Source organism: Streptomyces sp. 351MFTsu5.1, from assembly GCF_000383655.1.
GTDB lineage: Bacteria > Actinomycetota > Actinomycetes > Streptomycetales > Streptomycetaceae > Streptomyces > Streptomyces griseorubiginosus.
This window is the reverse complement of sequence record NZ_KB911781.1, coordinates 1-25,989: the sequence shown is the minus strand read 5'-3', so window position 1 is coordinate 25,989 and position 25,989 is coordinate 1. Positions and strand designations below refer to the sequence as shown.

Below are 25,989 nucleotides of genomic sequence, written 5' to 3'. Positions count from 1 at the left end.
CAACGCCGAGGGCGCCCCCCGTCACAGGGGGCGCCCTCGGCGTCGTACAGGGGGTGCTACTGCTGCGCGCCGCCGATGTGGTGCACCCGGAGCATGTTCGTCGTGCCCGGGACGCCAGGGGGCGAGCCGGCCGTGATGATGACGATCTCGCCCGGGTTGAAGCGGTTGATCTTGGCGATCTCCTGGTCGACCATGTCGACCATCTCGTCCGTGGTGTTCACGAAGGGCACCACGTGGGACTCGACGCCCCAGCTGAGCGCCAGCTGGTTGCGGGTGTTCTCGTCCGTCGTGAAGGCGATGATCGGCTGCTGGGCGCGGTAGCGCGACAGGCGGCGCGCGGTGTCGCCGGACTGCGTGAAGGCCACCAGGCCGCGGCCGCCGAGGAAGTCGGCGATCTCGCAGGCCGCGCGGGCCACCGAACCGCCCTGCGTGCGCGGCTTCTTGCCGGGGACCAGCGGCTGGAGGCCCTTGCTCAGCAGCTCCTCCTCGGCCGCGGCGACGATCTTCGACATCGTCTTGACGGTCTCGACCGGGTAGGCGCCGACGGAGGACTCCGCGGACAGCATGACCGCGTCCGCACCGTCCAGGATCGCGTTGGCCACGTCGGAGGCCTCGGCGCGGGTCGGGCGGGAGTTGGTGATCATCGACTCCATCATCTGGGTCGCCACGATCACCGGCTTGGCGTTGCGGCGGCACAGCTCGATGAGGCGCTTCTGCACCATCGGGACCTTCTCGAGCGGGTACTCGACGGCCAGGTCGCCGCGGGCCACCATGACGGCGTCGAACGCCATCACGACACCCTCCATGTTGTCCACCGCCTGCGGCTTCTCCACCTTGGCGATGACGGGGACCCGGCGGCCCTCCTCGTCCATCACCTTGTGGACGTCGTCGACGTCCTTGGCGTCCCGCACGAAGGACAGCGCGACCATGTCGCAGCCCATGCGCAGCGCGAAACGGAGGTCCTCGACGTCCTTCTCGCTCAGCGCGGGGACGTTGACCGCCGCGCCGGGCAGGTTGATGCCCTTGTGGTCGGAGACGACACCGCCCTCGATGACGATCGTCTTCACCTGGGGGCCCTCGACCGAGGTGACCTTCAGCTCGACGTTGCCGTCGTTGATGAGGATCTGGTCGCCCTTGGCGACGTCACCGGGCAGGCCCTTGTAGGTCGTGCCGCAGATGTGCTTGTCACCGGGGACGTCCTCGACGGTGATGACGAACTCGTCACCGCGCTCCAGCTCGACCGGCCCCTCCGCGAAGGTCTCCAGGCGGATCTTCGGGCCCTGGAGGTCGGCGAGGACACCGATGGCCCGGCCGGTCTCCTTGGCCGCGGCACGGACGCGGTCGTACCGCCCCTGGTGCTCGGCGTGCGAGCCGTGGCTGAAGTTGAAGCGGGCCACGTTCATGCCGGCTTCGATCAGCGAGACCAGCATCTCGTGGGAGTCGACCGCGGGGCCGAGAGTACAAACGATTTTCGAACGGCGCATGGGGCGATCCTATCGGTTTGTTTCGCAACGGAATATTCCGTCTGGTGGAAGAAACAAATGGGCGGGGCCGTGCTCAGTTGCGGTTACCGCTCAGTCACTTCTTTTCCGACCAGTGCGTAAGTCTGGGTCGCGATTTCCAGTTCCTCGTCGGTGGGCACCACGGCGACCTTCACCCGTGCGTCGGCGGGCGAGATCAGCCGCGGTTCGTCGCTCCGTACGGCGTTGAGTTCACCGTCCACCGCCAGGCCCAGGGTCTCCAGGCCCGCCACGGCGGCCGCCCGCACCGGTGCCGCGTTCTCGCCGACCCCGGCGGTGAACGCGATCGCGTCCACCGTACCGAGTACCGCGTAATAGGCGCCGATGTACTTCTTCAGACGGTGAATGTAGATGTCGAAGGCGAGTGCGGCCTGCTCGTCGCCCTCGTCGATCCGGCGCCGAATCTCCCGCATGTCGTTGTCACCGCACAGGCCGACCAACCCGCTCTTCTTGTTGAGAAGAGTGTCGATTTCGTCGATGGACATTTTGCCAACGCGCGCCAAATGGAAGATGACAGCCGGGTCCATGTCCCCGGAGCGGGTGCCCATCACGAGTCCCTCCAGCGGCGTCAGCCCCATGGAGGTGTCCACGCACCGCCCGCCCCGCACCGCCGAGGCGGACGCGCCGTTGCCGAGGTGCAGCACGATCACGTTCACGTCCTCGGGCGCCCTGCCGAGCAGCTGCGCCGTCGTCCGGGACACGTACGCGTGCGAGGTGCCGTGGAAGCCGTAGCGCCGCACGCGGTGCGCGTCGGCGGTCGCCACGTCGATCGCGTAGCGCGCGGCCGACTCCGGCATCGTGGTGTGGAACGCGGTGTCGAAGACGGCTACCTGGGGCAGGTCCGGGCGCAGCGCCCGCGCGGTGCGGATGCCGGTGAGGTTGGCCGGGTTGTGCAGCGGCGCGACCGGGATGAGCCGCTCGATCTCGGCGAGCACCTTCTCGTCGATCACGGTCGGCTCGGTGAAGGTCTTGCCGCCGTGCACCACACGGTGGCCGATGGCGGCCAGCTCGGGGGAGTCCAGACCGAGTCCGTCCTGCGCCAGTTCCGCCGCCACCGTCTTCAGGGCTGCCTCGTGATCGCCGATCGGGCCGGTCCGCTCACGGGACTCGCCGCCCAGGGGCGTGTGCCTGAGCCGCGAGGAGTGCTCGCCGATGCGCTCGACGAGCCCGGTCGCGAGCCGGCTGCCGTCCCGCATGTCGAGCAGCTGGTACTTCACCGACGAGGAGCCGGAGTTGAGGACGAGGACGCGGGTGGCGCTCACAGCTGGGATGCCTTCTCGTTGGGGTTCTGGGCCTGGATCGCCGTGATGGCGACGGTGTTGACGATGTCCGAGACCAGGGCGCCCCGGGACAGGTCGTTGACGGGCTTGCGCAGCCCCTGGAGCACCGGTCCGACCGCGATGGCGCCGGCCGAGCGCTGAACGGCCTTGTAGGTGTTGTTGCCGGTGTTGAGGTCCGGGAAGATCAGCACCGTCGCCTGCCCGGCCACGTCCGACTCCGGCAGCTTGGTCTCCGCGACGGTCGGCTCGACGGCGGCGTCGTACTGGATCGGCCCCTCGATCCTGAGGTCGGGCCGGCGGGAGCGCACCAGCTCGGTGGCCTCGCGCACCTTGTCCACGTCGGCGCCCGAGCCCGAGGTGCCGGTGGAGTACGACAGCATCGCGATCCGCGGGGTCACGCCGAACTGCTCGGCGGTCGCCGCCGACTGGATGGCGATGTCGGCGAGCTGCTCGGCGTTCGGGTCGGGGTTCACGGCGCAGTCGCCGTAGACCAGCACCTTGTCGGCGAGACACATGAAGAAGACCGACGAGACGATGTCGGCGTCCGGCTTGGTCTTGATGATCTCGAAGGCCGGGCGGATGGTGGCCGCCGTGGAGTGCACGGAACCCGACACCATGCCGTCGGCGAGGCCCTCCTGGACCATCAGCGTGCCGAAGTAGTTCACGTCGGAGACGACGTCGTAGGCGAGCTCGACCGTGACGCCCTTGTGGGCCCGGAACGCCGCGTACTTCTCCGCGAAGCGGTCGCGCAGTTCGCTGGTCGCCGGGTCGGTCAACTGGCAGTCGCCCAGGTCGATGCCGAGGTCCGCGGCCTTCTTGCGGATCTGGTCGACGGGCCCGAGCAGGGTGAGGTCGCAGACCCCGCGGCGCAGCAGCACCTCGGCGGCGTGCAGGACGCGCGGCTCGGTGCCCTCGGGCAGCACGACCCTGCGCTTGTCGGAGCGGGCCGTCTCCAGGAGCTGGTGCTCGAACATCATCGGCGTGAGCCGGTCGCTGCTCGGCGCGGAGACCCGGCGGGCGAGCTCGGCGGTGTCGGCGTACCGCTCGAACAGGCCGAGCGCGGTCTCCGCCTTGCGGGGCGTGGCCGCGTTCAACTTGCCTTCCAAGGCGAAGAGTTCGGCGGCGGTGGGGAAGCTGTTGCCCGCTACCGAGAGCACCGGGGTGCCGGGGGCGAGGCGCGCGGCGAGGGTGAGGACCTCGTCGCTCGGCACCTCGTTCAGGGTGAGCAGCACCCCGGCTATCGGCGGGGTGCCGGCGCTGTGCGCGGCGAGCGAGCCGACGACCAGGTCCGCGCGGTCGCCCGGGGTGACCACCAGGCAGCCCGGGGTCAGGGCGTTCAGGAAGTTCGGCAGCATCGCGCCGCCGAAGACGAAGTCCAGCGCGTCCCGGGCGAGCCCGGAGTCGTCGCCCAGGATCACCTTCGCGCCGAGGGCCTGTCCGATCTGGGCGACGGTGGGCGCGGCGAGCGCGGGCTCGTCCGGGACGACGTAGCAGGGCACCGGGAGCCGGCCGGAGAGCCGCTCGGCGATCTCGTCCCGGTCCTCGCGGGTCACCCGGTTGGTGACCATGGCGAGCACGTCACAGCCCAGCCCGTCGTAGGCCCGGTAGGCGTTGCGGGTCTCCGCGAGCACCGACTCCGCGGGCTGCTTGCGGCCCCCCACGACCGGGATCACCGAGGCCCCGAACTCGTTGGCCAGCCGGGCGTTGAGGGAGAGCTCGTCCGGGAGCTGGGTGTCGGCGAAGTCGGTGCCGAGGACCAGGACGACGTCGTACTCGCGGGCCACCCGGTGGAAGCGGTCCACGAGGTCGGAGACCAGTTCGTCGGTGCCGCGCTCGGCCTGGAGCGCGGACGCCTCGTGGTAGTCGAGGCCGTAGACGGTGGCCGGGTCCTGGGAGAGCCGGTAGCGGGCGCGCAGCAGCTCGAAGAGCCGGTCGGGGCTGTGGTGCACCAGCGGCCGGAACACCCCCACCCGGTCGACCTGGCGGGTCAGCAGCTCCATGACCCCCAGTTCGACGACCTGGCGGCCGTCGCCGCGGTCGATCCCGGTCACGTACACGCTGCGGGTCACGCGTGATCTCCCTCTCTCGCACGGGCAGGAAAACAGGACATGAAAATTGCCCACCGAGGTGAGCGGAAACCCTCTTGACACTACCCCGGTCGCCGGATAAGGCACCCGTCAGCAGGGGATGCGACGGTGCTTGCGGGGACGTGAAACAATCGGGCCTGGCTCACCGGTATCAACAGCGAGCAGGAGACACAGCACGATGCGCATCGGAGTTCTCACCGCAGGCGGCGACTGCCCGGGTCTGAACGCAGTGATCCGGTCGGTCGTGCACCGAGCGGTCGATCATTACGGCGACGAGGTCATCGGCTTCGAGGACGGCTACTCCGGCCTCCTGGACGGCCGCTACCGCGCCCTCGACCTGGACAGCGTCAGCGGCATCCTGGCCCGCGGCGGCACCATCCTCGGCTCCTCCCGGCTCGAGCGCGACCGGCTGCGCGAGGCGTGCGAGAGCGCCTCCGACATGATCCACCAGTTCGGCATCGACGCCCTGATCCCGATCGGCGGCGAGGGCACCCTCACGGCCGCGCGCATGCTGTACGACGCCGGCCTGCCGGTCGTCGGCGTGCCGAAGACGATCGACAACGACATCTCCTCCACCGACCGCACCTTCGGCTTCGACACCGCGGTCGGCGTCGCCACCGAGGCCATGGACCGCCTCAAGACCACCGCCGAGTCGCACCAGCGCGTGATGGTCGTCGAGGTCATGGGCCGGCACGCGGGCTGGATCGCCCTGGAGTCCGGCATGGCCGCCGGCGCCCACGGCATCTGCCTGCCCGAGCGCCCCTTCGACCCGGCCGACCTGGTCAAGATGGTCGAGGAGCGGTTCGCCCGCGGCAAGAAGTTCGCGGTCGTCTGCGTCGCCGAGGGTGCCCACCCCGCCGAGGGCAGCATGGACTACGGCACCGGCGAGATCGACAAGTTCGGCCACGAGCGCTTCCAGGGCATCGGCACGGCGCTGGCGTACGAGCTGGAGCGCCGGCTCGGCAAGGAGGCCAAGCCGGTCATCCTCGGCCATGTGCAGCGCGGCGGCGTCCCGACCGCCTACGACCGTGTGCTCGCCACCCGCTTCGGCTGGCACGCGGTGGAGGCCGCGCACCGGGGCGAGTTCGGCCGGATGACCGCGCTCAAGGGCACCGACATCGTGATGGTGCCGCTCGCGGAGGCGGTCACCGAGCTGAAGACGGTCCCGAAGGACCGGATGGACGAGGTGGAGTCGGTCTTCTAGGCCTTGCGAGCCCCTCCAGGCCTACGGCGGTCCCTCGACCGCTTCCCAGAAGCGCTCCACGATCTCGTCCAGGAACTCCTGGCCGGCCGCGCCGGAGCGCCGGCCGCCCCCGCCCCAGCTCAGGGTGGACACCATCTGCCCCTGGTACTGCCGGTGCAGTTCCCGGAGGGTGTCCTCCACCAGGCGCCGGTCCAGGGGCACGATCCTGGCGACCTGACGGACGTAGGCCTGCCAGCGGGTGCCGACCGCGCCGCGCAGGCACTCGGCGAGCCGCTTCTCCCGCCCCGTGACGGCCACGAAGTCCGGCAGGGACAGCTCCAGCAGCTCGGCGAGGGCAGCGGACTGGCGGTCGGTGCCGCGCCACGCGTCCTGCTCCTCCATGCCCAGGTAGACGAGCAGTTCGAGCCCCACGGCACGGGCCACGTCCTCGGGGGCGATGCCACGTGCGACGCGGTGCTCGCGCAGGGTGCGGGGGCGGCCGATGAGTTCACCGGGGGAGCACCACAACACGCCCGCCAGAGCGGTGAGTTCCGGACTGGTGGGACTGACGGTCCCGCGCTCCCAGGCGACGACGAGATCCGGGGTCACATAGGGCAGCCCGTACGAGACGCGCAGCCCGTAGGCCACGTGCTCGGGCCCCATGCCGAGGGCGACACGGAGTCTGCGGGCGGTGAGGTGGTCGAAGGGCGGTCCGGGCTGGCTGGGCAGGGCTGGGGGTCGGCGCACGGCCCACAAGTTAGGGAAGCGTCCGGCCGGTGACTACGGGCTGTTCGGCCAGGAACACGGATTGTAGGAAGCTACGGTTTCGCGTGCGGGTTCGAGCTGTCCGAAGATCGGCTGCGGGTGGCGTGGACGGGGTGGCGAGGAGGGCGCCGGAGGCCCGGGCGGGTGGCCGGAAAGAGCTGTGATCTTCGTGTGCGAAGTGAATGGCAAGGTAGAGGGGCATATTCACGCACGGCTGCCGGCGTCGGACTTCCGGCATCGCGCGGCGGTCGGCCCGGGCGGAGCGCCGCAGGTCTCGCCCGTGTGAGCGGATCCCGAAGACGAGTACGCCACGGTCGGCACCGCGATCGGGCGGGTGAGCGAGGAAAACGGGCGGCGCAATCTGAACGCTTCCCTCTCTCACTGGCCCTTGACCCACCGGTACTGGAGCTCGGGCCGTCCGACCGTGCCGTACTGCGGACTGCGGGCCGCCCGGCCCGCGTCGACCAGGTGCTCCAGGTAGCGGCGGGCCGTGATCCGGGAGATGCCGACCACCTCGGCCAGACCGGTCGCCGTCAGCCCCTCCGCGCGGTCCCGCAGGGCGAGGGTCACCCGCTCCAGGGTGGGCGCGCTGAGCCCCTTGGGCAGTGCGGCGGGGCCCGGTGCGCGCAGCGTGGCCAGCGCGCGGTCGACCTCGTCCTGACCGCTCGCCTCGCCGGCCGCCGCGTGGAACTCGGCGTAGCGGACGAGCCGGTCGCGCAGGGTGGCGAAGGTGAACGGCTTCAGCACGTACTGCACGACGCCGAGCGAGACGCCCTCCCTGACGACCGTCAGATCCCGGGCCGACGTCACCGCTATCACGTCCGCCTGATGCCCGGCCGCACGCAGCTGCCGGGCCAGCTGGAGCCCGTGCCCGTCCGGCAGGTGCAGGTCGAGGAGGAGCAGGTCGACGGCCGTACGGTCCAGGAGCCGCCGGGCCTCCGCACCGGTGTGGGCCTTGCCGACGGCCGTGAACCCGGGCACGCGGTTGACGTACATGACATGCGCGTCGGCGGCGACCGGGTCGTCCTCGACGACCAGGACACGGATGGCCTGCTGAGCGGTCACACGTCACCTCCGGGGACCGTGGAGCTGCGGGGGAGGCTAGCGGTCGGGGGCGGTGGGGGTTCGTGGGGGGTGGTGGACGGCGTTCCCAGGGGCAGTCGTACCTCGAACTCCGCGCCGCCTTCCTCCGCCTCCGACACCGTCAGGGCGCCCTTGCAGCGGGTCACTGCCTGGCGGACCAGGGCGAGGCCCAGGCCGCGGCCGCCCGGGCCCGCCGGCTTCGTCGAGAAGCCGCGCCGGAAGACCGCCTCGGCGTGGGCGGGGTCGACGCCCTCGCCGGTGTCCGAGACGCGCAGGACCAGCTCGTGCCCCTCCGCGTACGCCGTCACCGTCACCCGCGCCCGCACGCTCCCCTGCGCCGCGTCCACCGCGTTGTCGATGAGGTTGCCGAGGATCGTCACCAGGTCGCGGGCGGGGAGCGACGGCGGGAGGAGTCCGTCGTCGAGCCGGCTGTCCTCCGAGACCACCAGCTCCACGCCCCGCTCGTTCGCCTGCGCGGTCTTGCCCAGCAGCAGCGCGGCCAGCACCGGCTCACCGACCGCCGCGACCACCTGGTCCGTCAGCGCCTGCGCCAGCTCCAGTTCGGCGGTCGCGAAGTCCACCGCCTGTTCCGAGCGGCCCAGTTCGATCAGCGAGACGACCGTGTGCAGCCGGTTCGCCGCCTCGTGGGCCTGTGAGCGCAGCGCCTGCGTGAAACCACGCTCCGAGTCCAACTCGCCCATCAGGGACTGGAGTTCGGTGACATCGCGGAGGGTGACCACGGTGCCGCGCTGCTCCCCGCCGGAGACCGGGGAGGTGTTGACGACGAGCACCCGCGACGCCGTCAGATGCACCTCGTCCACCCGCGGCTCGGACGCCAGCAACGCCCCCGTCAGCGGCGCCGGCAGCCCCAGGTCCGCCACCGAACGGCCCACCACGTCACCGACGTCGAGCAGCTCCCGTCCGCCGTCGTTGATCAGCGCGACACGGTACTGCCCGTCCAGCATCAGCAGCCCCTCCCGCACGGCGTGCAGGGCGGCCTGGTGGTAGTCGTGCATCCGGCTGAGCTCGGCCGCGTTCATGCCGTGGGTGTGCCGGCGAAGGCGGGCGTTGACCACGTACGTGCCGACGGCGCCGAGCGCGAGTGCGCTGCCCGCGACGACGAGCAGCGCGGTCAGCTGGCCCTGCACCCGCTTGCTGATCTTCTCGACCTGGATGCCGGCGCTGACCAGGCCGATCACCCGCCCTCTGTCGTCCTTGACCGGGGTGACGGCGCGCACGGAGTAGCCGAGGGTGCCCTTGTAGGTCTCGGTGAAGGTGTCGCCCCTGAGCGCGCGCTCGGTGTTGCCGAGGAAGTGCTTGCCGATCTGGTTCTCGTCGGGGTGGGTCCAGCGGATGCCCTGGGGGCTCATGATCGTGACGAAGTCGACCTCGGTGTCGGCCATGACCCGCAGCGCGTAGGGCTGGAGTTCGGCCGTCGGATCCGGCGTGCCGATGGCCTCCCGCACAGACGGCGAGTCCGCCACCGCCCGGGCCACCACCCTGGCCTGGTCCCGTGCCGCGTTCTCGGCCTGCCCCCGGTCGCTGACGTACGTGAACAGCGCGTATCCCGCCACGACCACGGCGATCAGCACGGCCTGCATGGCGAAGAGCTGAGCGGCCAGGCTGCGGGGTCTGGGCACGGCGGGGATACGCATGTCGTCAGTCTGCCTCCCTGGCTGATTGTGAACTAAATGAACGGAAGGGTGACCACCCTCACAGGGCGCGACATAGTCACGGCATTCCTCAAAAGCCCGGACGTGAGCCGCACGCCGGTCATGCCGACGACGACGTCAAGGAGGGCAGCCGTGGCCGCCAGCACCCCCGATACGGCACCCGCAGTCAAGAAGGACCGCACCCACTACCTGTACATCGCGGTGATCGTCGCGGTCGCCCTCGGTATCACCGTGGGTCTGGTCGCCCCCGACTTCGCGGTCGAGCTGAAGCCGATCGGCACCGGGTTCGTGAACCTGATCAAGATGATGATCTCGCCGATCATCTTCTGCACGATCGTGCTCGGCATCGGCTCGGTGCGGAAGGCCGCCAAGGTCGGTGCCGTCGGCGGAATCGCCCTCGGCTACTTCATGGTCATGTCGCTGGTCGCGCTGGGCATCGGCCTGGTCGTCGGCAACATCCTGGAGCCGGGCACCGGTCTCGCCGTCACCGACGCGGTCAAGAACGCCGGTCACGCCCAGGTCGACGCGGAGGCCAAGGACACCACCGAGTTCCTGCTCGGCATCATCCCGACGACGTTCGTCTCCGCCTTCACCGAGGGCGAGGTCCTCCAGACCCTGCTCATCGCGCTCCTGTGCGGCTTCGCGCTCCAGGCCATGGGCTCCGTGGGCCAGCCGGTCCTGCGCGGTGTCGAGCACATCCAGCGGCTCGTCTTCCGGGTCCTCGCCATGGTGATGTGGGCCGCCCCGATCGGCGCCTTCGGCGCGATGGCCGCCGTGGTCGGCTCCGCCGGTGTCGACGCCCTGAAGAGCCTCGCCGTCCTGATGCTCGGCTTCTACGTCACGTGTCTGCTCTTCGTCTTCATCGTGCTCGGCACGCTGCTGCGGCTCGTGGCCGGCCTGAACATCCTCACCCTCTTCAAGTACCTGAGCCGTGAGTTCCTGCTGATCCTGTCGACCTCGTCCTCCGAGTCCGCGCTGCCGCGGGTCATCGCGAAGATGGAGCACCTGGGCGTCAGCAAGCCGGTGGTCGGCATCACCATCCCGACCGGCTACTCCTTCAACCTCGACGGCACCATGATCTACATGACCATGGCCTCGCTGTTCGTCGCCGACGCCATGGGCACCCCGATGTCCGTCAGCGAGCAGATCCCGCTGCTGCTCTTCCTTTTCGTCGCCTCGAAGGGCGCCGCCGGTGTCACCGGCGCCGGTCTCGCAACCCTGGCCGGCGGTCTCCAGTCGCACAAGCCCGCCCTGGTGGACGGCATCGGCCTGATCGTCGGCATCGACCGCTTCATGAGCGAGGCGCGCGCCCTGACCAACTTCGCGGGCAACGCCGTCGCCACCGTCCTGATCGGCACCTGGACCAAGGAGATCGACCGCGAGCGGGTCGACCAGGTCCTCGCGGGCCACCTGCCCTTCGACGAGAAGACCCTCCTGGACAACGCCGAGGACGAGCCCGTGGCCGAGATCCCCGAGCAGGGCGGCGAGAAGGAGCTGGCCAAGGCCTGAGCGGCCCGCAGAGCAGGGCCGGGCCCGACCTGAACCCGGGCCCGGCTCACCCTCCCCGGGCGGCCGGACACTCCCCCGTTGACCGGCCGCCCGGACCCGTTCGGCAACCGCAGGACCAAGCAGGATCAGCCGCTCAGTTTCGTCACCAGAGCGGTGGCCAGGGAGGCGGGCACGCCCGCCGCGGTCAGCATCGAGACCGCGGCGGAGCGGCCCGCCTCCTCCGCTGCCAGCAGACCGTCGTCGACCGCCGCCATGACCGCGAACAGCATCTGCTCGTGAACGTACGCCAGCGCGGGCGCGGGCAGCGGCGAGACGAAGACGCCCTCGTCCAGACCGCGCCGGAGCAGTTCGGTGCTCGCCGCGCGCACCGGGGCGAGCCGCTCCCGGACGCCCTGCACGGTGCCGCCGCGCTGGGCGAGGGCGACCAGGAAGCGGTAGCGGTCGGCGACCTCCCAGACCGCGAGCACCGAGCCCGCCAGGGCCTGCGCGAGATCCGCGGCGCCCTCGCGGCCCGCCGCGTGCGCGGCCGCCACCGCCTCCGCGGCACCGTCGACGAGCGTGCCGACCAGCGTCTCCCGGTTCGGGAAGTGGCCGTACACCGTCCGCCGTACGACTCCCGCGGCCCGCGCGATCCGGTCCATGGACGTGTCGGGGTCGCGCAGCAGCTCGGTCAGCGCGACGTCGAGGATGCGGCGGCGGTTGGTGTCGGCGCGACTGGAGGGGCCCGGGGTCATGGCCGTCATTGTGCCCTCACCCCGTCGACTTGCGCAGTGCTGTGCAGCGAGCGGAAGTCACCCACTGACTCACCGAATTCTTACCCTGCGCCACTAGCGTGCCGTCCCCGGACGGCACGCTAGTGGTTTCGGAGGCACACGGGGGATGAAGATCGACTGGGACCGGCGGACCTGCGCCCGCCGCGGACACGTCACCTACGCGCCGGACGAACCCCGGCTGCGGGAGCGGCTGTACGCCGAGACCGCCCTCGGCGCGGCCTGGCGGTGTCTGCGCTGCGGCGACTTCGCCCTCGGTGAGCCGCACGGCTCGGGGCCCGCGGACCACGCGCCCCTCGTGCCGCGCGGCAAGGTGCTCAGGGACCTGTTCGTCCTGCGCTTCCTCGCCTTCGAACGGGCGGTGCGCGGGGTGTTCATCGTGCTGGCCGCGGTCGCGGTGTGGAAGTTCAGCAACAGCCAGGACGCGGTGCGCCGGCTCTTCGACGAGTACCTGGACGTCCTCCGGCCGGTGTTCCGGCACTTCCACTACGACCTCGACCACTCGCCGATCGTCGACACGCTCCAGAAGACCTTCGGCTACCACCACGACACCCTCGTGCTGGTGGCGGTGCTGCTGCTCGCGTACGCCGTGATCGAACTCGTCGAGGCGGTCGGCCTCTGGTACGCCAGGCGCTGGGCGGAGTACCTGACGGTGGTCGCCACGGCCGCGTTCCTCCCCCTGGAGATCTACGAACTCACCGAGCACGTCAGCTGGTTGAAGATCGCCACCCTGGTCCTGAACATCCTGGCCGTCCTCTACATCCTGCTCACCAAGCGCCTGTTCGGCCTGCGCGGCGGCCACCGGGCCTTCGAGGCGGAACGGCAGAGCGCGTCGTTGCTGGAGGTCGAGGAGGCGGCGAAGACGGTGGCCGTCTAGGAGGGGTTGTCGCGACGGTCGCCGTCTAGGAGGTCTCCGCCCAGGGGTCGGTGATCTCCCGCAGCAGGGTCAGCGCCTCGCGCAGCTGTTTCATCCGGCGGCTGCCGAGGTGTTGCTCCCACTCCTTCTCGACCTCCGCGACCATCGCGCCGGCGATCCGCTGGGCCGACTCCGCCTTCTCCGCCAGACACACCAGCCGGGCCCGCTTGTCGGTCGGGTCCGGGACCCGGACGACATAGCCGGCCTTCTCCAGCTGGTCCACCAGGAAGCCCGCGGTCTGCTTGGTGACCTGGGCCTGCTCGGCGAGTTCCGTCAGCCGTGTGCCGTTCGGGCCGATGCGCTGCATGACCCGGGCCTGGGCGGGCGTGAAGTCGTCGAACCCGGCCTCCGCGAGCGCGGCGAAGACCCGGTTCTCCAGGGCCCGGTACGGGAGGAACAGGAGCAGCCCCGTGTTGAGCTCGCTCTCCGCCACCATCGTCGATGCTCCTCGCGCTGCTTGACACTGGTCAGAGTCTCTGACTACTTTGGTCAGAGAAGCTTACCACTTGAGTGGGTGATTCCCGTGGGTGCCGTATCGGACGCAGTGCTGGACGCCGACGAGCTCTGGCGGATCGTCGACCAGGAGCGGGGGAGCCTGGCCGACCTCCTGGAGGGGCTGGGCCCCGAGGAGTGGGAGACCCGGACGCGCTGCGGTGACTGGCGGGTGCGGGACGTCGCCGCGCATCTGACCGTCGCGGCGCGCTTCTCCTACGGCCGGGTCGTGCGGGAGATGGTCCGGGCCCGGGGCGACTGGAACCGGATGATCCACGACTCGGCGGTCCGTGAGGCGTCGCTGCCGGTGGGGGAGATCGTCGCCAACCTGCGCTCCATCATCGGCTCCCGCCGCCTCGCGCCGACCACCTCGCCCCACGAGCCCCTCCTCGACCTCCTCGTCCACGGTCAGGACATCGCCCTCGCGCTGGACCGCCACCGGCCGGTGCCGCCGCGGGCCGCCCGGGACTCCGCCGAGAGGGTGTGGACCATGAGGTTCCCCCCGAGGCCCTGGCCCCTGCCGAAGGCACGGCTCGTGGCCACGGACGTCGATTGGGCGCGGGGAGAGGGCGAGGAGATCAGCGGACCGGTGACCGCCCTGCTCCTGCTCCTCACGGGCCGCCCGCAAGCGGCAGCCGAGTGGGCCGAGCGCACCGGGGAGCCGTGGACGGGGGTCACGACTCCCCGGTGACGCGCCGCGCGGCGGTCGTGTTCCGGAGAGCGCATCGACGCCGGACTTGGCCGTCGAGATCCCGCGGCCGAACCCGGAAGGCCGCTCCCGTCTCCCTAGGCCTCTACGGCGCCGCGTTCGCCCGCGGCAGGGAGGCCGTGGCCGGCGCCGAGCCCATGGCCGCCAGGGAACTGATCTGCCGGGCCGTACTGATCGCCGCGGAGCGCGAGGCGCCCCACACCGAACCCTCGGCCGTCCGTGAGGGCCCCGGCGCTGCATTCCCCGGCACCCCCCGGGGTACGCCCCCCCCGCTGACCCAAATGGAAGAGCGCGGTCCGCCGAAAGTACCGCTTCCCGCAGTCGTCTTCCCCCTGCGGAACGCACATCGCTCTTGCCTTGACGTCGGCGTCAAGGGTTACGTTCGCCGGTATGCGAATCGGCGAGCTGGCCGCACGGGCCGGGACCACCACGCGGACGCTGCGGTACTACGAGGCGCGGGGGCTGTTGCCCGGGCGGCGGGGGGAGAACGGCCACCGCACGTACGACGAGGCGGACCTCAAGCTGCTCCGGCAGATCCGGACCCTCCAGGACTTCGGGTTCGACCTGGAGGAGACCCGGCCGTTCCTGGAGTGTCTGCGGGCCGGGCACGAGGAGGGCGACACCTGTCCCGCGTCGATCGACGTCTACCGCCGCAAGCTGGACGAACTCGACTCCCTGATCGGGGAGTTGCAGGCGGTGCGGGCCAAGATCGGCGTACGGCTGGCCACGCTCGACGGTACGGATCCGCTGTGCGAACTGGGAGGACAGGAACTGTGATCGACGTGACGGACGCTGATTTCGCCGCTGAGGTGATCGGCTCGGAGGTGCCGGTGCTGGTGGAGTTCACGGCGGACTGGTGCCCGCCGTGCCGGCAGATGGGGCCGGTGCTGCGCGCCCTCGCCGCCGAGGAGGCCGACCGGCTGAAGGTGGTGCAGTTGAACGTGGACCTCAATCCGGTGACCACGAACGCCTACAAGGTCCTCTCGATGCCCACCTTCATGGTCTTCCGTGGTGGTGAGCCGGTGAAGTCCATGGTGGGAGCCCGGCCGAAGCGCCGCCTCCTGGAAGAACTGGCCGACGTGATCTGAACCCACCCCGTAAAAAAGCAATCCCCCGAGCAATTGCGCTCGGGGGATTGCTTTGCGTATATTGAATGGTTCGCGACTTCATGGGAATTGGGTCGCAAAGAAGTTCAGTAAGCACAGTATATCTGCGCGGGAGTGGAATTGTCAAACAGTGCTGAAATTCGCGGTGAGCAGGAATTCCTCGACAACCTGTACGCGCGCGTGGACGCCCTGCGCGGTGACACCGAGACGTCGGTCACCGACGCGCTCGCCCAGGGCAACACCCCGATGCAGGCCCGCCTCGAACGGGACATCCTGGTCGCCGAGCGCTCCGGACTGCTGGCCGCCCTGAACGCGGTCGACGGCTCGCTCTGCTTCGGCCGCATCGACCTCACCTCGGGCGTCACCCACCACATCGGACGGCTCGGCCTGCGCACCGACGACGCCGAGCGCACCCCGATCCTCATCGACTGGCGGGCCGAGGTCGCCCGCCCCTTCTACCTGGCCACCGGCCACACCCCGATGGGCCTGCGCCGCCGCCGGCACATCGGCACCGACGGCCGTCGCGTCACCGACCTGCACGACGAGATCCTCGACCTGGGGGACGCGACCAGGACCGGGCACGAGGACCCCACCGGTGACGCGGTGCTGCTCGCCGCGCTCGACGCCGCCCGCACCGGCCGGATGCACGACATCGTGCAGACCATCCAGGCCGAGCAGGACGAGATCATCCGCGCCCCGCACCGCGGGGTGCTGGTCGTCGAGGGCGGCCCCGGCACCGGAAAGACCGCGGTGGCCCTGCACCGGGCGGCCTATCTCCTGTACGAACACCGGGAGTTGCTCGCCAAGCGGGCCGTGCTGATCGTCGGACCCAACCCCGCCTTCCTCGGGTACATCGGCGAGGTGCTGCCCTCCCTCGGCGAGACCGGCGTGCTGCTCGCCACGATCGGCGAGCTGTTCCCCGGCGTGAAGGCGACGGCCACGGACGGCCGGGCGGCGGCCGCGGTGAAGGGGCGGGCCGCCATGGCGGACGTCCTCGCCGACGCCGTACGCGACTGGCAGGCGCTGCCCGACCCGGTGATCGCGATCGAGCACGACCGCGAGGTCCTGATGCTCGACGACGGCCTGGTCAAGGTCGCCCGCGAGAAGACCCGGGCCGCCCGGCTGCCGCACAACGTGGCCCGGGAGCACTTCGAGGGCCACATCCTCAACACGCTCACCGAGCTGTACGCCGAGCGGGTCGGCACCGACCCCTACGACGGCAGCAGTCTCCTCGACGCGGCCGACATCACCCAGATCCGCGACGAGATCGCCGAGAACCCCGAAGTGTGGGCCGCCATCGACCAGTTGTGGCCCAGGCTGACCCCGCAGCGGCTGGTCGCGGACTTCCTCGCGGACCCGGTCGGCTACCTCCCCGACGAGGACGCGGCCGCGATCCGCCGCCCGGTGACCCGGGGCTGGACCGTGGCGGACGTGCCCCTGCTCGACGAGGCCGCCGAACTCCTCGGCGTGGACGAGCGGGTGGCGCGGGCACTGGCCGAACGCGAGCGCGAGACGCAGATCGCGTACGCGCAGGGCGTGCTCGACGTGTCGTACGCCTCGCGGACCTACGAGTTCGAGGACATCGACGACGAGGACTCCGAGGTGCTGTCCGCCCACGACATCATCGACGCGGAGCGGTTCGCCGAGCGGCAGGAGGAGGACGACCACCGCAGCGCCGCCGAGCGCGCGGCGGCCGACCGCACCTGGGCGTTCGGGCACATCATCGTCGACGAGGCGCAGGAGCTGTCCCCGATGGCCTGGCGGCTGCTGATGCGGCGCAGTCCGACCCGCTCCATGACCCTGGTCGGCGACCCGGCGCAGACCGCGGAGGCGGCGGGCGTGGGCTCGTGGCAGGAGATCCTCCAGCCGTACGTCGAGGACCGCTGGGAGCACACCCGCCTCGGCGTCAACTACCGCACCCCCGCCGAGATCATGGAGCTCGCGGCGGCCGTCGTACGCGCGGAGAACCCGCACTTCGAACCGCCGAGTTCGGTCCGTTCCACCGGTGTACGGCCCTGGGTGCGCGCCACCGACGACCTGCCCGGCGCGGTCGCCGAGGCCGTGAAGGAGCTGACCCCCGACGAGGGACGGCTCGCCGTCATCGCCCCCCGCCATCTGCACCGCAAACTCGCGGCCCGCCTCGACGGGGTGACCGCGGGCGCGGAACCGGACCTGACCCGGACCGTCGTCCTCCTCGACCCCCGGCAGTCCAAGGGGCTCGAGTTCGACTCGGTGCTCGTGGTCGAACCGGCGCTGTACGGCACGAGCGACCTCTACGTCGCCCTGACCCGGGCGACCCAGCGACTGGGCGTCCTGCACACGGGCCGGCTGCCGAAGGCGCTGGTCACCCCTTAAGGATCACTCATCACCAAGACGTAACAGTTCACGCCGGAGTGACTGCCCGTGCACGGTCGGTGCGGTAAGCGTGTGCACATGGAAGCCCATGCCCACGCGACCCCGCCGGCCGACGGCCCCACCCTCGCGTCGCTGCCCGTCGAACCGCTGCTCACCGCCGAGTTCGACGTCGACCCGGGCGCCGTGTACGAGCGGCTGCGCGGCACCTACGGGCCGGTCGCCCCGGTCGCTCTCGCGGGCGTGCCGGTCTGGCTGGTGCTCGGCTACACCGAGGTCACCGAGGTGCTGCGCAACGAGAGCCTGTGGCGGCGGGACGTGCGGTACTGGCGGGCCCGGGCGGAAGGCCGCCTGCCACGGGACTGGCCGCTGCTGGCCGGTTACGAGGTACGGCAGACGATGTTCATGGACGACGAGGAGCATCTGGCGTCCCGGCGCACCCATCACTCCGCGCTCACCCCCTTCCAGGACCCGCGCAGCCCGGAAGGATGGGAGGTACGGGCCGCGGTCGCCCGGTACGCCGACGAGCTGGTCGGGATGCTGGCCGCCGAGTCCGGGACCGTGGGCTTCGCGGATCTCGGGGCGCAGTACACCCGGCCGCTGCTGCTGATGGTGACGACCAAGCTGTTCGGCTGTCCCGTGGAGCTGGGCGACGAACTGGTCATGGACCTGTGGCGGATGCTCGACGGGGGAGCGGACTCCGGTCCCGCGACGGCCCGGGCGCTGGCCGCGTTCACCCGGCTCGCCGCGCACCGGCGGGCCCGGCCGGGGGACGACCTCACCTCCTACCTGCTGCTCGCGGACCCCGGGCTGAGCGACGAACAGCTCGGACGGGAGCTGTTCATGAACGCCGTGTACCTGAACGACATCACCGGGAACATGGTCCTCAACACGCTGCTGGAGGTGCTGCGCGGGAACACCACGGTCCGGCGCAGCCTCTCGGCCGGACAGCTCGGCGAGACGGTCAACCGGGCGGCACTGGTGAACCCTCCGGTGGCCAACATGTGCTTCCGGTTCGCGGCGCGGGACGTGCGGCTGGGGAAGGTGTGGGTGCGGGCGGGCGACGCGGTGTCCCCGTCCGCGGCGGCGGCGCACCAGGAGCTGCTGGCGCTGAGCTCCTCCCACCTGGTGGGGGCGACGGTGTCCACCCGGGCACACCTGGGCTGGGGCGCCGGACCGCACCAGTGCCCGAGCGCCGCGAGAGAACTGGGCGGCATGATCGTCTCGACGGCGGTGGGACGGTTCCTCGACCACTTCACCCGCGCGGAACTCACCCTGCCACCGGACCAGTTGCCCTGGCGCTCGGGCCCGGTGGTGCGCGGGCTGCGGCTGCTGCCGGTCCGCTACGAACTCGGCCCGGGGGCCGTCGCACGGCGACCGGCACCGACGCGGCCGCAGCACCGGTCGCCCGGGTCCGGCGGCGAGGCCGACGGCCAGGCCGGGGGCCTGCTGGCGGCCCTGCGCAAGTTCATGTTCGGCGGCCGCTGAGGGCTCTCGTTCCCCGCGGCGGCCGCTGAGGGATGCCGTTCCCCCGCGGCCGCCGCCGAACCCTCGGACCGTCCCCTACGCCGGCCGCAGCCACACCGTCGCGAGCGGCGGCAGCGTGAGCTGGAGGCTGGCCGGGCGGCCGTGCCAGCCCTGCGGGTCCGGCTTCAGGACGTCCGGGTTGGTGACGTCGCTGCCGCCGTACTTCCCCGTGTCGGTGTTGAGGGACTCGACCCAGGCCGGGATGTCGTCGGGGGCGCCGATGCGGTAGTCGGGGCGGGCCACCGGGGAGAGGTTGGAGACCGCGAGGAGCGGGGTGCCCTCCGCGTCGTACCGCAGGAACGCGAAGACGTTGTCCTCCGCCGCGTCGCCCACGATCCACTGGAAGCCCGAGGGGTCCGTGTCGCGCTGCCACAGGGCAGGCGTGTGGCGGTACACGATGTTCAGGTCCCGGACCAGGTCGCGGACACCGCGGTGGTCCGCCTCCGCCCCGTACGCCGGGTCCAGCAGCCACCAGTCCGGGCCGTGCGCCTCCGACCACTCCGCGCCCTGCGCGAACTCCTGCCCCATGAAGAGGAGTTGCTTGCCGGGATGAGCCCACATGAAGCCCAGGTAGGCGCGCAGGTTGGCCCGCTGCTGCCACCAGTCGCCGGGCATCTTCGACACCAACGACCGCTTGCCGTGCACCACTTCGTCGTGCGAGATCGGCAGGACGTAGTTCTCGCTGTACGCGTACACCATCGAGAACGTCATCTCGTGGTGGTGGTACTTGCGGTGCACCGGCTCATGGGCCATGTAGTCGAGCGAGTCGTGCATCCAGCCCATGTTCCACTTCAGACCGAAGCCCAGGCCCCCGAAGCCGCCCGGTCCCATGTGGTGCGTCGCGCGCGTCACGCCGTCCCAGGCCGTCGACTCCTCCGCGATCGTCACCACGCCCGGCACCCGCCGGTACACCGTGGCGTTCATCTCCTGGAGGAAGTCCACCGCGTCCAGGTTCTCCCGGCCGCCGTGCACGTTCGGCACCCACTGGCCGGGCTCGCGCGAGTAGTCGAGGTAGAGCATCGAGGCGACCGCGTCGACCCTGAGGCCGTCGATGTGGAACTCCTCGCACCAGTAGATGGCGTTCGCCACCAGGAAGTTGCGGACCTCGCGGCGGCCGTAGTCGAACTCCAGGGTTCCCCAGTCGGGATGCGCGGCCCGCAGCGGGTCCTCGTGCTCGTACAGGGTGCGGCCGTCGAACTCGGCCAACGCCCAGTCGTCGCGCGGGAAGTGCGCGGGCACCCAGTCCATCAGTACGCCGATCCCCGCCTGGTGGAGCGCGTCGACCAGGTACTTGAAGTCGTCGGGGGTGCCGAGCCGGGCGGTGGGGGCGTAGAACCCGGTGACCTGGTAGCCCCAGGAGCCGCCGAAGGGGTGCTCGGCGACCGGCATCAGCTCGACGTGGGTAAAGCCGAGGTCTTTGACGTACGCGGGAAGCTGCTCGGCGAGTTGACGGTACGTCAGCCCCGGTCGCCAGGAGGGGAGATGGATCTCGTAGACCGAGAAGGCGGCTTCGTGCGCGGGGGCCCCCTCCGCACGCCGGGCCAGCCACTCCTCGTCCCGCCACTCGTGGTGCGAGGCGTGGACGATCGAGGAGGTGTTGGGCGGGACCTCGGTACGGCGGGCCAGCGGGTCCGCGCGCAGGGTCTTCGAGCCGTCGGGCCGGGTGATCTCGAACTTGTACAGCTCGCCCTCGCCGACGCCGGGCACGAACAGCTCCCAGACACCGGTCGAGCCGAGCGAACGCATCGCGAACGCGGAGGGGTCCCAGAAGTTGAAGGTGCCGGCCACGCGCACGCCTCGCGCGTTCGGCGCCCACACCGTGAAGCGGGTGCCGGTGACGCCCTGGTGGGTCATCGGCTGCGCGCCGAGCGCCGTCCACAACTGCTCGTGCCGGCCCTCGCCGATCAGATGCAGGTCGAGATCGCCGAGCGCGGGCAGGAAGGCGTACGCGTCCGCGGTGTCCTGCACCGACCCCTCGTACGTCACGAGCAGCCGGTAGTCCGGGACGTCCGTCAGCGGCAGCGCCCCGGAGAAGAACCCGTCGCCGTCGTCGTGCAGTTCGGCCCGCAGCTCCCCGGCGACGACGGTCACGGCCAGCGCGAACGGCCGGAACACCCGGAACGCCACGCCGCCGGGCACGGGGTGCGCTCCCAGCACGGAGTGCGGATCATGATGAGCCCCGGCCAGCAACCGCTCCCGGTCATCGGCCGCGAGCGCGGCTGCCTCCGGCGGCGGGGGGGTGGTCGGTTCGGCGGGTGCGGGGCCGACGGCGAGGGGCTCGGCGGGGGCCGGGGTGGCGGGGATGGGCTGAGGGGCAGTCGATGGGGCGCCTACGTTGCTGGTGGGGACCGGCCCGGCGGTGGCTCCTGCGGCGGCGACCGGCTGCGCCGGGGGCTTGGCACCGGGTGCCTTCCGCGGCGTTGACTTCCTGCTGGAAGCGACCGGTTGCGTCGCGGGTTTGGCGCCGGCTGTCTTCCCTGTCGTCGGCTTCCTGGCGGGAGCCGGTGAGGTGGCGGTGGGCTCTGCGGGGGCTACCGGCCGCGCCGGGCTCTCGCCGCTCACCGTCTTCTGCGCTGCTGTCTTCCGGGCGGTCACTTTCCTGGCCGCGGTCTTCTTCTCCGCCGCCGTGGCCTTCTTCGCGGCGGCCTTCTTCCCGGCAGGCTTCTCCACGGGGGCCTCCTTGGCCAGCGCCTTCTTGGTGACGGCCTTCTCCGTACCGGCCTTCTTGGCTACGGCCTTTTCGGCGACGGCCTTCTCCGCACTGGCCTTCTCCGCACTGGCCTTCTTGGCGACGGCCTTCTCCGCACTGGCCTTCTTGGGGACGGCCTTCTTGGCGACGGCCTTCTCCGCACTGGCTTTCTTGGCTACGGCTTTCTTGGCACCGGCCTTTTTGGCGACGGCCTTCTCGGCAGCGGCCTTCCCGTCGGTCGTCCCTCCACCCGCGGCCTTCTTCGCACCGACCTTCTTCGCGACCGCCTTCACCGCCCCGGCCGTATCGGCGACCACCTTCTCGGCAGCAGCCTTCACGGCACCCGTCTGATCAGCGCCAGACACCCCCGCACCGGACGTCGCACCGGCCTTCCCCGCCGGAGGCGTCTTCTTCTTCGCAGTCTTCTTCGGTTCCGAACCGCTGGGGGTGGGCGGAGTCACAGGAGGAGCCTCCTCGGCCGGGAAAGGTCGGTCAGGTCAGGTCGGTCGTCGCGTACCGCGCCACCGCGGCCATCGGCACCTGGAGCCAGTCCGGCCGGTGCCGGGCCTCGTAGACGACCTCGTAGATCGCCTTGTCGGTCTCGTAGGCCCGCAACAGCACCGGATCGGTCCGTGGGTCCACCCCGCTGACCTCGGCGTAGCCGGAACAGTACGCCGCCCGGCAGGCCTCGGCCCAGCCCGGCACCGGCAGGTCGGTCGAGTGGGCCGCGTAGTCGAACGAGCGCAGCATCCCCGCGACGTCCCGGACCGTCGGCTGCGGCAGCCGCCGTTCGGACAGCGGCTTGGACGGCTCGCCCTCGAAGTCGATCAGCGACCAGTGCCCGGAGGCCGAGCGCAGGCACTGCCCGAGGTGCAGGTCGCCGTGGATGCGCTGCGCGGTCCAGGTGGTGCCCTCGGACGCCAGGTCCCCCAGCGCGGTGAACGCGGTGCGCAGACCCGGCGCGTACGGCAGTAGCGCGGGAACCGCCTGCACCGCCGCCTCCAGCCGCTCGAGCATGCCGTCGACGAGCTGGTGAAGCTGCTGGTGGCCGAGCGTCACCGTGGGCAGGGCGCGGGCGAGCGCGGTGTGCACCTCGGCGGTGGCCCGGCCGAGGGCGTGCGCCTCCGCGCTGAAGTCCTCGCCCTTGGCCAGCTCCCGCAGGGCCAGCTCCCAGCCGTCCGAGGCGCCCTGCACGAAGGGCTGGAGCACTCCGAGGGTGTACGGCTCACCCGCGACCTCCGTCCGCAGCCATCCCGTCGGCGCGGGCACCCGGGGGCAGCCCTCCCGGGCCAGCGCCAGCGGGAGCTCCAGGTCGGGGTTGACGCCGGGCACGATCCGGCGCAGCAGCTTCAGGATGAACGTATCTCCGAAGACGATCGACGAGTTGGACTGCTCGGCGGTCACCACCCGGGCCACCAGTCCGTCCCGGATCTCCTGCTGCGGGTCCCGGTCGAAACGAAGCCCGCCGATCCTGGCTCCGGTGCGGATCGCCTCCAGGAGCAGTTCGGCGGGCAGGGGGTCGAAGAGGGCGTCGTACGCGGTACGGCCGCTGAGCGGGCCCTCCTCGACATGGCCGATCAGCGCGGGCGCCAGCCGGGGCGGCAGCGCCTCGCGCACGCCTATGAGCAGCTGGTAACAGTCCCCTGGGTGCGTCGGCGCACCCACGGCCGCCGGCTGGTGAGCGCGGACCAGCAGGTGGTAGAGACCGAGCTTGGCGGTGGGCGGCAGCAGCTCGGTGGCCGCCACCAGCGAGAACCCGGTGACCGGGCGTCCCTTGCCCGCGAACCAGCGCTGCCGCGGCAGCCACTCGCGCAGGAGGGGGTCGAGCGAGGCGAGGAGGCCGGGGCTTGTCGTGGCGGTGGGGGTGACGGCTTCCGACATGGTGGGGGCGTCCTTTCCCCGGGCTGGCTGGTCGGGGTGTTACTGATGCGTGCCCCGGGCGGGCCGGTGGAAACCGCCCCGCCCGGGCCCGGTCGGCTAGGCCGCGTCCTTGCGCAGCCGGAACCAGTAGAAGCCGTGCCCGCCCAGGGTCAGCAAGTACGGCAGCTCACCGATGGCCGGGAACCGCACCCCGCCGAACAGCTCGACGGGGTGCCGGCCGACGAACTCACGCAGGTCCAGCTCGGTGGGCTGCGCGAACCGGGAGAAGTTGTGCACGCACAGGACCAGGTCGTCCTCGTACTCCCGCAGGAAGGCGAGGACCGCGGGGTTCGACGACGGGAGCTCGGTGTAGGAGCCGAGGCCGAACGCCGGGTTCTGCTTGCGGATCTCGATCATCCGGCGGGTCCAGTGCAGCAACGAGGAGGGCGACGCCATCGACGCCTCGACGTTGGTGACCTGGTAGCCGTGGACCGGGTCCATGATGGTCGGCAGATAGAGCCGCCCGGGGTCACAGGAGGAAAATCCCGCGTTACGGTCCGGTGTCCACTGCATCGGGGTGCGGACGGCGTCGCGGTCACCGAGCCAGATGTTGTCGCCCATGCCGATCTCGTCGCCGTAGTAGAGGATCGGCGAGCCGGGCAGGGAGAGCAGGAGAGCCGTGAACAGCTCGATCTGGTTGCGGTCGTTGTCGAGCAGGGGCGCCAGACGCCTGCGGATGCCGATGTTGGCGCGCATCCGTGGGTCCTTCGCGTACTCGGCCCACATGTAGTCGCGTTCCTCGTCGGTGACCATCTCCAGGGTCAGCTCGTCGTGGTTGCGCAGGAAGATGCCCCACTGGCAGTTGGCGGGGATCGCGGGGGTCTTGGCGAGGATCTCCGAGACCGGGTAGCGGGACTCCCTGCGGACCGCCATGAAGATGCGGGGCATGACCGGGAAGTGGAACGCCATGTGGCACTCGTCGCCGCCCTTGGCGTAGTCGCCGAAGTAGTCGACGACGTCCTCCGGCCACTGGTTCGCCTCCGCCAGGATCACCGTGTCCGGGTAGGAGGCGTCGATCTCCTTGCGGACCCGCTTGAGGAACTCGTGGGTCGCCGGAAGGTTTTCGCAGTTGGTGCCCTCCTGCTGGTACAGGTACGGCACGGCGTCGAGGCGGAAGCCGTCGATGCCCAGGTCCAGCCAGAACCGCAGCGCGGAGATCATCTCCTCCTGCACGGCCGGGTTCTCGTAGTTGAGGTCCGGCTGGTGGGAGAAGAAGCGGTGCCAGAAGTACTGCTTGCGGACCGGGTCGAAGGTCCAGTTGGAGGCCTCGGTGTCGACGAAGATGATCCGGGCGTCCTGGAACTGCTTGTCGTCGTCGGCCCACACGTAGTAGTCGCCGTAGGGGCCGTCGGGGTTGGCGCGGGACTCCTGGAACCACGGGTGCTGGTCGCTGGTGTGGTTCATGACGAAGTCGATGATGACGCGCATGCCGCGCTGGTGGGCGGCGTCGACGAACTCCACGAAGTCGGCGAGGTCACCGAACTCGGGCAGCACGGCGGTGTAGTCGGAGACGTCGTAACCGCCGTCCCGGAGCGGTGACTTGAAGAACGGCGGCAGCCACAGGCAGTCGATGCCGAGCCACTGGAGGTAGTCCAGTTTGGCGGTCAGGCCCTTGAGGTCGCCGACACCGTCGCCGTTGCTGTCCTGGAAGGAGCGGACCAGCACCTCGTAGAAGACCGCGCGCTTGAACCAGTCGGGGTCCCGGTCCTTGGCCGGGGTGTCCTCGAAGGTGTCCTGGACGGGCTCGTTGACGATCATATTGTGGGTGACCCTCCGATCTGCGGGGTGGACGGTCGCAGGACGGTGAGGATGTGCGCGGGGCGAGTGCCCGGTTCCAGACGCACGTAGTTCGCCCTGCCCCAGTGATAGGTCTCACCGGTGAGCTCGTCGCGCACCGGTACCGACTCGTGCCATTCCAGGCCGAGTTGCGGCATGTCCAACGAGACCGTCGCCTCCTGGGTGTGGTGCGGGTCGAGGTTCACGACCACCAGAACCGTGTTCGAGCCGCTCCGCTTCGAGTACGCGATCACCTCGTCCTTGTCCACGTGGTGGAAGTGCAGGTCGCGCAGTTGGCGCAGGGCCGGGTTGTCCCGCCTGACGGTGTTGAGCCGGGTGATCAGGGGGGCGAGGCTGTCGGGGGTGTCCCAGTCGCGGGCCCTGAGCTGGTACTTCTCCGAGTCGAGGTACTCCTCGCTGCCCTCGCGCAGGGGGGTGTGCTCGGCGAGTTCGTAGCCGGAGTAGATGCCCCAGGTCGGCGAGAGGGTCGCGGCCAGGACCGCGCGCAGGGCGAACGCGGGGCGGCCGCCGTGCTGGAGGAAGGCGTGCAGGATGTCGGGGGTGTTGGCGAAGAAGTTCGGCCGCATGTAGGAGGCCGCCTCACCGGACAGCTCGGTCAGGTACTCGGTGAG

At 70.8% G+C, this 25,989-nt stretch carries 19 protein-coding genes and 1 pseudogene; 8 read left to right on the top strand and 12 right to left on the bottom strand.

The features are described from left to right. Positions 1 to 56: 56 nt before the first annotated feature. From pyk to pta, 3 genes are all read right to left on the bottom strand, one after another. Entirely contained in the window at positions 57 to 1,484 is a 1,428-nt protein-coding gene (gene pyk, locus H295_RS0116900) for a pyruvate kinase (RefSeq protein ID WP_028809440.1), read from the bottom strand. Positions 1,485 to 1,567: 83 nt separating this feature from the next. Continuing rightward, complete coding sequence (locus tag H295_RS0116895; RefSeq protein WP_020136513.1) at positions 1,568 to 2,782, bottom strand: acetate kinase; 1,215 nt, start codon at positions 2,780 to 2,782, stop codon at positions 1,568 to 1,570. Beyond that, positions 2,779 to 4,869, bottom strand: coding sequence for a phosphate acetyltransferase (gene pta, locus H295_RS0116890; RefSeq protein ID WP_020136512.1), 2,091 nt, complete (start codon positions 4,867 to 4,869; stop codon positions 2,779 to 2,781). Before pta ends, H295_RS0116895 begins: the two co-directional genes overlap by 4 nt. Positions 4,870 to 5,065: 196 nt before the next feature. Here pta and H295_RS0116885 point away from each other — a divergent pair, with 196 nt between their 5' ends. Next, positions 5,066 to 6,091 carry an ATP-dependent 6-phosphofructokinase gene (locus H295_RS0116885; RefSeq protein ID WP_020136511.1) on the top strand — a complete coding sequence of 342 codons (1,026 nt, stop codon included), beginning with the start codon at positions 5,066 to 5,068 and terminating at the stop codon, positions 6,089 to 6,091. Positions 6,092 to 6,112: 21 nt separating this feature from the next. Here the strand turns inward: H295_RS0116885 and H295_RS0116880 are convergent, their stop codons facing one another. The 3 genes from H295_RS0116880 to H295_RS0116870 form a co-directional block, all read right to left on the bottom strand. Beyond that, complete coding sequence (locus H295_RS0116880; RefSeq protein ID WP_020136510.1) at positions 6,113 to 6,817, bottom strand: helix-turn-helix domain-containing protein; 705 nt, start codon at positions 6,815 to 6,817, stop codon at positions 6,113 to 6,115. A 396-nt stretch (positions 6,818 to 7,213) separates the two neighbouring features. Then, on the bottom strand, positions 7,214 to 7,900 hold the full coding sequence (locus tag H295_RS0116875) for a response regulator (RefSeq protein WP_020136509.1): 687 nt from the start codon (positions 7,898 to 7,900) through the stop codon (positions 7,214 to 7,216). Continuing rightward, entirely contained in the window at positions 7,897 to 9,573 is a 1,677-nt protein-coding gene (locus H295_RS0116870; protein ID WP_020136508.1) for an ATP-binding protein, read from the bottom strand. Before H295_RS0116870 ends, H295_RS0116875 begins: the two co-directional genes overlap by 4 nt. 120 nt (positions 9,574 to 9,693) lie before the next feature. Between H295_RS0116870 and H295_RS0116865 the strand changes: the two genes are divergently transcribed. After that, the gene (locus H295_RS0116865) at positions 9,694 to 11,100 is read left to right on the top strand and encodes a cation:dicarboxylate symporter family transporter (protein WP_051135568.1); all 1,407 of its coding nucleotides are present in this window, start codon (positions 9,694 to 9,696) and stop codon (positions 11,098 to 11,100) included. 125 nt (positions 11,101 to 11,225) lie between these two features. Here H295_RS0116865 and H295_RS0116860 read toward each other — a convergent pair whose 3' ends face one another. After that, positions 11,226 to 11,843, bottom strand: a complete 618-nt coding sequence (locus H295_RS0116860; protein WP_078616671.1) for a TetR/AcrR family transcriptional regulator — start codon at positions 11,841 to 11,843, stop codon at positions 11,226 to 11,228. Positions 11,844 to 11,979: 136 nt separating this feature from the next. On the opposite strand from H295_RS0116860, the gene H295_RS0116855 reads away from it, so the two are divergent. Next, positions 11,980 to 12,747, top strand: a complete 768-nt coding sequence (locus tag H295_RS0116855) for a DUF2127 domain-containing protein (RefSeq protein WP_020136505.1) — start codon at positions 11,980 to 11,982, stop codon at positions 12,745 to 12,747. A 25-nt stretch (positions 12,748 to 12,772) separates the two neighbouring features. On the opposite strand, the gene H295_RS0116850 is transcribed toward H295_RS0116855, so the two are convergent. Beyond that, positions 12,773 to 13,222 (bottom strand): MarR family winged helix-turn-helix transcriptional regulator, encoded by a 450-nt coding sequence (locus H295_RS0116850; RefSeq protein WP_020136504.1) that lies wholly within the window; start codon positions 13,220 to 13,222, stop codon positions 12,773 to 12,775. Between the two features lie 78 nt (positions 13,223 to 13,300). On the opposite strand from H295_RS0116850, the gene H295_RS0116845 reads away from it, so the two are divergent. The 5 genes from H295_RS0116845 (at position 13,301) to H295_RS0116820 (ending at position 18,933) form a co-directional block, all read left to right on the top strand. Further along, positions 13,301 to 13,969, top strand: coding sequence for a maleylpyruvate isomerase family mycothiol-dependent enzyme (locus H295_RS0116845; protein WP_043217580.1), 669 nt, complete (start codon positions 13,301 to 13,303; stop codon positions 13,967 to 13,969). A 408-nt stretch (positions 13,970 to 14,377) separates the two neighbouring features. Further along, complete coding sequence (locus H295_RS0116835) at positions 14,378 to 14,764, top strand: MerR family transcriptional regulator (protein ID WP_020136501.1); 387 nt, start codon at positions 14,378 to 14,380, stop codon at positions 14,762 to 14,764. Further along, complete coding sequence (locus H295_RS0116830) at positions 14,761 to 15,075, top strand: thioredoxin family protein (RefSeq protein WP_020136500.1); 315 nt, start codon at positions 14,761 to 14,763, stop codon at positions 15,073 to 15,075. The genes H295_RS0116835 and H295_RS0116830 overlap by 4 nt, the downstream gene beginning before the upstream one ends. A gap of 156 nt (positions 15,076 to 15,231) precedes the next feature. Next, positions 15,232 to 17,448 (top strand): HelD family protein, encoded by a 2,217-nt coding sequence (locus H295_RS0116825; RefSeq protein WP_028809438.1) that lies wholly within the window; start codon positions 15,232 to 15,234, stop codon positions 17,446 to 17,448. Positions 17,449 to 17,526: 78 nt separating this feature from the next. Next, positions 17,527 to 18,933 carry a cytochrome P450 gene (locus H295_RS0116820; protein ID WP_043217608.1) on the top strand — a complete coding sequence of 469 codons (1,407 nt, stop codon included), beginning with the start codon at positions 17,527 to 17,529 and terminating at the stop codon, positions 18,931 to 18,933. Between the two features lie 75 nt (positions 18,934 to 19,008). Here the strand turns inward: H295_RS0116820 and glgB are convergent, their stop codons facing one another. The 4 genes and pseudogenes from glgB to H295_RS0116795 all read right to left on the bottom strand — a co-directional run. Next, on the bottom strand, positions 19,009 to 22,122 hold the full coding sequence (gene glgB, locus H295_RS0116815; protein ID WP_078616670.1) for a 1,4-alpha-glucan branching enzyme: 3,114 nt from the start codon (positions 22,120 to 22,122) through the stop codon (positions 19,009 to 19,011). A 31-nt stretch (positions 22,123 to 22,153) separates the two neighbouring features. Beyond that, positions 22,154 to 23,542 carry a maltokinase N-terminal cap-like domain-containing protein gene (locus H295_RS0116805; protein ID WP_020136495.1) on the bottom strand — a complete coding sequence of 463 codons (1,389 nt, stop codon included), beginning with the start codon at positions 23,540 to 23,542 and terminating at the stop codon, positions 22,154 to 22,156. Between the two features lie 96 nt (positions 23,543 to 23,638). Beyond that, positions 23,639 to 25,339: a maltose alpha-D-glucosyltransferase gene (treS, locus tag H295_RS0116800; RefSeq protein WP_020136494.1), complete on the bottom strand. Its 1,701-nt coding sequence runs from the start codon at positions 25,337 to 25,339 to the stop codon at positions 23,639 to 23,641. Further along, positions 25,336 to 25,989, bottom strand: a pseudogene (locus H295_RS0116795) (alpha-1,4-glucan--maltose-1-phosphate maltosyltransferase); the annotation flags it as partial. The gene treS and the pseudogene H295_RS0116795, both read right to left, overlap by 4 nt.